The sequence below is a fragment of the Mesorhizobium sp. M4A.F.Ca.ET.090.04.2.1 genome (assembly GCF_003999085.1).
In the GTDB taxonomy this organism is placed as follows: Bacteria; Pseudomonadota; Alphaproteobacteria; order Rhizobiales; family Rhizobiaceae; genus Mesorhizobium.
The window spans coordinates 1-5,300 of record NZ_RZOT01000438.1 but is presented as its reverse complement, the minus strand read 5'-3'; the positions used below and the strand labels follow the sequence as shown (position 1 = coordinate 5,300).

Annotated in this window: 3 protein-coding genes; all 3 read right to left on the bottom strand. The window is 62.7% G+C overall.

Features of this window, described 5'->3' with window-relative positions:
- Positions 1–290 precede the first annotated feature (290 nt).
- The 3 genes from EN781_RS24995 to EN781_RS24985 all read right to left on the bottom strand — a co-directional run bounded on the left by EN781_RS24995 (position 291) and on the right by EN781_RS24985 (position 4,857).
- On the bottom strand, positions 291–1,343 hold the full coding sequence (locus tag EN781_RS24995) for a toprim domain-containing protein (protein ID WP_127400418.1): 1,053 nt from the start codon (positions 1,341–1,343) through the stop codon (positions 291–293).
- 60 nt (positions 1,344–1,403) lie between these two features.
- The gene (locus EN781_RS24990) at positions 1,404–3,500 is read right to left on the bottom strand and encodes a ParB/RepB/Spo0J family partition protein (protein ID WP_127400417.1); all 2,097 of its coding nucleotides are present in this window, start codon (positions 3,498–3,500) and stop codon (positions 1,404–1,406) included.
- Positions 3,501–3,666: 166 nt separating this feature from the next.
- Positions 3,667–4,857 (bottom strand): DUF932 domain-containing protein, encoded by a 1,191-nt coding sequence (locus EN781_RS24985; RefSeq protein ID WP_127400416.1) that lies wholly within the window; start codon positions 4,855–4,857, stop codon positions 3,667–3,669.
- Positions 4,858–5,300 lie beyond the last annotated feature (443 nt).

The following is a 5,300-nucleotide window of genomic DNA, read 5'->3' as shown; positions in this document are numbered from 1 at the left end:
GTCCGGACCTGCACCCTAAACGGCAGCGCAGGGCCGGAACGCAAGTGGAGGATTGCGGAGCCCGGCTATTTTGTCTCGCGATGGAAAGGCCCGCAGACGGGGTCTCGCGCGGTCCGCCGCGTGGGGTGGCAAGGGCCGCCGGAAAATAGCCGGGCGTAGCCATTGCCTGTCCGGACCGGCCGGCGCCCGATCGCCCTCTGGAAGGCCGTGGGCCGGCCCTCGCCCGGCGAAGGTGCATCCGCCCATCCAAGCCACACATCGCTGGCACGCCTCCCTTCTTCCCCTTCCGGTCAGGCCGCCAGCGCCATGAAGCGCGAGACATCCTGCGGCGCGATCTGCACCCGCAGGATCGCCCACAGGGCATTGGCACCGAGCAGGCGCAGATCCTCGTTGAAATCGCCGAGTTGCGGCGTCAGGACCATCGCCTCGATACCGGCCGCTTTGGTGCGTTCAAGGAGGGTTGCCACTGCGCCCTCGCCTGCCGGATCATTGTCACGGGTGATGTAGAGCCGCCGCAATGTACCAGGGAATTGGATTGCGGACAGATGTGCCGCCGACAACGCTGCGAGTGCCGGCATAGTCGGCAGGATTATGCGTTGCGACAGCATCGTCTCGATGCCTTCGCCGGCGGCCATGACATCGCCGCAAAAGCCGAAGCGGACACCGTGACCGAGCAGGTCGCCCAATGCTCGTCTCGGTGTCTCGATCGGAGCGCGGCCGAGATGGGCATCGCTGAATCCGCTCGGATCGAGCCAGGTGCGGTGAGCGCCAGTCACGTCTCCGTTGAGGTCAGTGACCGCTGCGATCATCGCCGGCCAGATCTCAGTCGGCCCGCTATCTTCGGGACGGTAGTAGCAATGCGGGTGGAAGCGTAGACATCCCGTTTCATGCAAAGCCGTAATGCCGCGGCCGCACAAGTACGTCTCAACGAGCGTCCGTAAAATCGGCCGCGAGATAGAGACCAACCGCCGCGCTGCCTCCGCAGAACCGGAAGGCGCCATCGCCCTGGTCTGCTTCGATGCCGTTGGCTGCCGTTCGGAGCGCGGCAAGCTCAGAAAATTGCAGGCTTCCACGCTGATATCGGCAAAGTCGGTCAGGCCGCAGCTCTCGCGGATCACGTCCAGCAGGTCGCCGTGCTCGCCGGTAGCAGCATCAGTCCATTTGCCTGCGGGACCCTTTGGAGTGTCCCTCAGCCTTACATACATCGATCGCCCAGGCGTATTTCGGACGTCGCCTACAAGCCAATAGTTGCCCTGGCGCCGGCCGTTCGAAAGATAGTTGCGACATACCGCCTCCGCCTGCCGGCCGAGCCGGTGCGCGAGGTCGTTGGGGCTTCTAGACACGGTCCGCCTCCAGAAAAATGCCCGCCGTCTCCGGCGGGCCAGATGAAGACTTGCCACTGATCATCCAGCAGCGATCGTATGAGGCTCATTCGCGGCATCGTCATTTTCAGCGAAGCTCTCGGTGTCGGCCACGGACAATTCGCCGTCGTTCCCCGCCGTCGCTTCGACCACCGTTTGCGGCGATCCTGTCTCATTCGTTTCTGTATTCCCGTTTCCCGGGGTGCGCAGGGGCTCAGGTAGCCAACCGCTGCTCCCGATCAGCTTCTCCGCCTCGCTCGCCATGTCGCCCTTCTTGAGGTGCGCTATTCGGTCAGCGGCTTCCTGGCCCTTCGCTTCAGTGAGTGCCTGGAGAATGCGCGCCTTTGTGACACGCCCGAGGAAGTTGTCGACAGACGGCCGCCAGCCGGCCGCCGTCATGTCGAGGTCGATGGCGTGTGCCAGCCGGTCGGCATGGGCGAGAGCGCGCGGGCGCCTGTTCCATGCTTCATGCACAGCGTTGACCGACATGCTGACGACATAGGCGAAAAGCGCGGCCTGGCGATCGCGATCCCAGCCGCGAAGGGCGTCCCAAAGGTCGGTGGCTTCCTTCGGCAGCGCGTTGGCCCAGTCGTCGTGTCGGACACGGATCGCCTGTGCGCAGGTGCTGTCGTTCAATCCTGGCGCTTGGGCGCCGAAGCTGACGCTCTTCAAGTCCAGTTCCAGGCAGCTATCCGACCCATATTGGTAGAAGATCTTCAGCGTGAACGCGTGCAAGGCGGCGAGGAAGGCTATGTCCGGATTTCCACCGAGCGCCTGACGGAGGCCGAGCGTGCGATGTGCCGTCAGTTCCGTCATGAGCCGGTCAGAGATCGGCGAGATGCGATCATCCTCTTCGGGGTCGGCCAGCGGCTCATTGTCGGCCGAAACGCTGCCCCCGTCTCGGACGGCAGAAGCCTCCAAGGGTTCCTCCCCCTCTTCGCTTGGCTGTGTCTCGATGGGCAACTCGTCCTCGGGACGGACGTAGCCGCGCTCGACGCGAAGACAACCGTCTGGCGCGATGCTGATGAAGCCACCGGCGCGGGCAACCTCGAGCGGGTCGAAGGTGAGTGGCCGGGTTTCGAAGGACTGAAGTCCAGTCTCCAACTCAGCCAGACGCTGATCGATTTCGTCCGGAAGGTCCTCGAGGCTGTCATATTCCTCCGACAGACGATCGAGCTCGAGTTGCAAGGCCTTGCGCGTCAACTCCTCCTCGGCGCTAAGGGGGGACGGTTCGCCGCGCAGCTGGCGGAGACCGAAGGCGTGGCCGTAGGCGAAATCGGGCGCGATTTCGATCCACTTCCAGCCTTCTGCGCGAACTGCCTCCGCCTGGCGTTCCATCTCGTCTGCGACCAGCCGATCAACCAGGACGACGTCCTGCAGCCAGCCACCGTCGTCGCCTTGGAACAGGTCGCGCATGACTGTGCCACCGCCATCGACATAGGCGTCGATGCCGATGAACTGCACCCGCTTGTCTGACGCACGCACCGCGCCCTCGGTCAGCATGCGCCGAATGGCATAGGGCTGCTTGTCATACGAGGCCTTCAGGCGTTCGAGAACCTGCTGCTGACGCTCATGATCGCCGGACACGGTGAACGCCATGAGTTGATCGAGCGTCAGACCATCTTCGGCATAAATCTCAAGCAGTGCTGGTGACACCGAAGCCAGCTTCAGGCGTTGCTTGACGACACCGACCGAGACGAAGAACGCGGCAGCGATCTCCTCCTCCGACTGGCCCTTTTCGCGAAGGGCGAGGAAGGCACGGAACTGATCGAGGGGATGAAGGGGCGCGCGCTGGACGTTTTCCGCCAGCGAGTCCTCCTCGGCAATGCCTTCCTCTCTGACGATGCAGGGAACCGGCGCGGTTTTGCTGAGGCGCTTCTGCCTGACTAGCAGGTCCAACGCCCGATAACGCCGGCCACCTGCCGGAATCTCGAACATGCCGGTTTCCACTCCGGCTTCATCCTTGACTGGCCGGACGCTGAGCCCCTGCAACAGGCCGCGGCGGGCAACGTCCTCGGCCAGTTCCTCAACCGAGACGCCGGCTTTCACGCGCCTGACATTTGCCTGACTGAGCACAAGCTTGTTGAAAGGGATGTCGCGCGAAGACGACAGGGTGATCTTTTTGGCAATAGCAGCCATCGATGTTACTCCGCGACGGGCAGCCGAAAGCCACTCTCTCGACCTCCAACCCGTCACAAAGCGCAGCGCCGCCCTCTTACTCTTGAGGACGACGCCGCAGCACGAGAAAAAGAAGACGAGAAGCGGACAGAACTGGAGACCGGTGCATCTCCTGGCTTCCAGAATGTCAGATCGCCTTGTCGAACAGCTTCTTCGCCCGCGCCTCCAGATCAAGCCGGGCATCCTGATGGGTCTTGTCGCGAGCCACCGCCGTGATGCCCTGCACGAAGTCGAAAACACTTTCAGGCTTGCGACCTTCCTCGGTCAGCACTGTCTCAATGATCCTGGTCGCCTCCGCCTTTGAGAAGCCACGCTTGCGCAGGAAGTCGCCGCGATCGTCATCGGTACGGGCAACGATCCGCTCGCGCGCCGCCTTGATGCCGTTGATGAAGGGCATGGGCGACGAATTGGCAAAGCGTGCAAGCGCCGGCGCGGCCTCACGCGCAAAACGTGAAGCTGCGTATTTCGAATGACGAATGGTAATCTCCTCGAACTCCTCAACACCCCAGAGATTGCGATTCTGGCAAACGGCGCGAAGATAGAAGCTTGCGATGCCGAGCGTCTTGGCGCCGACCTCCGAATTCCAACAGTAAAAGCCACGGAAATAAAGATCGGCTGAGCCGTCCCGTAGCCGGCCAGCCTCGATCGGATTGAGATCGTCGACCAGGAAAAGGAACACGTCGCGGTCAGAGGCGTAGAGCGTCGTGGTGTCCTTAGTGATGTCGGCTCGCGGATTATAAATGCTGGTCGACCAGTCAAGGACGCCCGGCACCTTCCACCGGGTGTCACCTGTGCCGTTGCCGGCGATGCGCTGCACGGCGGCGACCAGTTCGCGATCGAAGATGCGGCCGTAGTCCGGGCCGGTGACCGCACGCAACTCAACACGACCATCCTCGATTTCCAGCGTCTTCACCTGTTCGGAGCGGTGAGACGTCAGGCCATATTGTAGATTGATGCCGGCGAGCGGCGCTGGAAGTTGGCGCAAATAGGCCGCCGGCGCGCCAACCAGACTCGCCAGTTGGCCAAAACTCCAATGGGTTGGGGCGATTGGAATATCGGAGCCCGGCAGCACCAGCTTCAGGCGCTCGGCATCGTTGCGGCTTGCCTCTACACGAATAGCCGCGCTTTCCACGGTTCTCGTCCGGCTGCGCTCGGTCCGCGTCTGCACCGCCTCGAATAGCTCCGATAAGGACAAGTAGCGCTCGTCGGCCGGCCGCGAAAACCATTCCGAGGACACGCGACCAATCCGCTCGCCGCGGCTCAAATCCACCTTGAAGCCGCCGGAAAGATCACGGGTGGCGTTCAGAACTTGTGTCATGGGTCGTCTCCATGACGGGCGCCGAAGGCCTCTCCTTCCGCCTCAACCCGTCGCCGAAAACCCGGCCCTTCTCTGACTCTTTGTCGGGAGAGCCCCCGCTCTCCCGACAAACACAAAAAAGGGCGTACAAGGCGTAAGCACCGAAATGCCCGTCGGAGGGAGTAAGTCAGTTCGGTGCTGGAGCAGGTTCGTGGCCCTGAGACCGGTTCAACAGGGCGGCCGTAGGAGCATCAGCATAGCGCCGCCGTAAGGCGGGATGCGGGACCGACAGCCCCCGGCGAGGGCGCAATATAATGCTTCCTCGGTAAGCTTGACCTCGGAGCGGCATGCGATCCGTCGAGGCGCGTCAGGTCGAATAACCGTTTCTTCGGTCCGGGTCATGGCGACCCTGACTGACCGATATGTGCGAAAACACCGCCCAACATACGCTTATCGACTTTCGC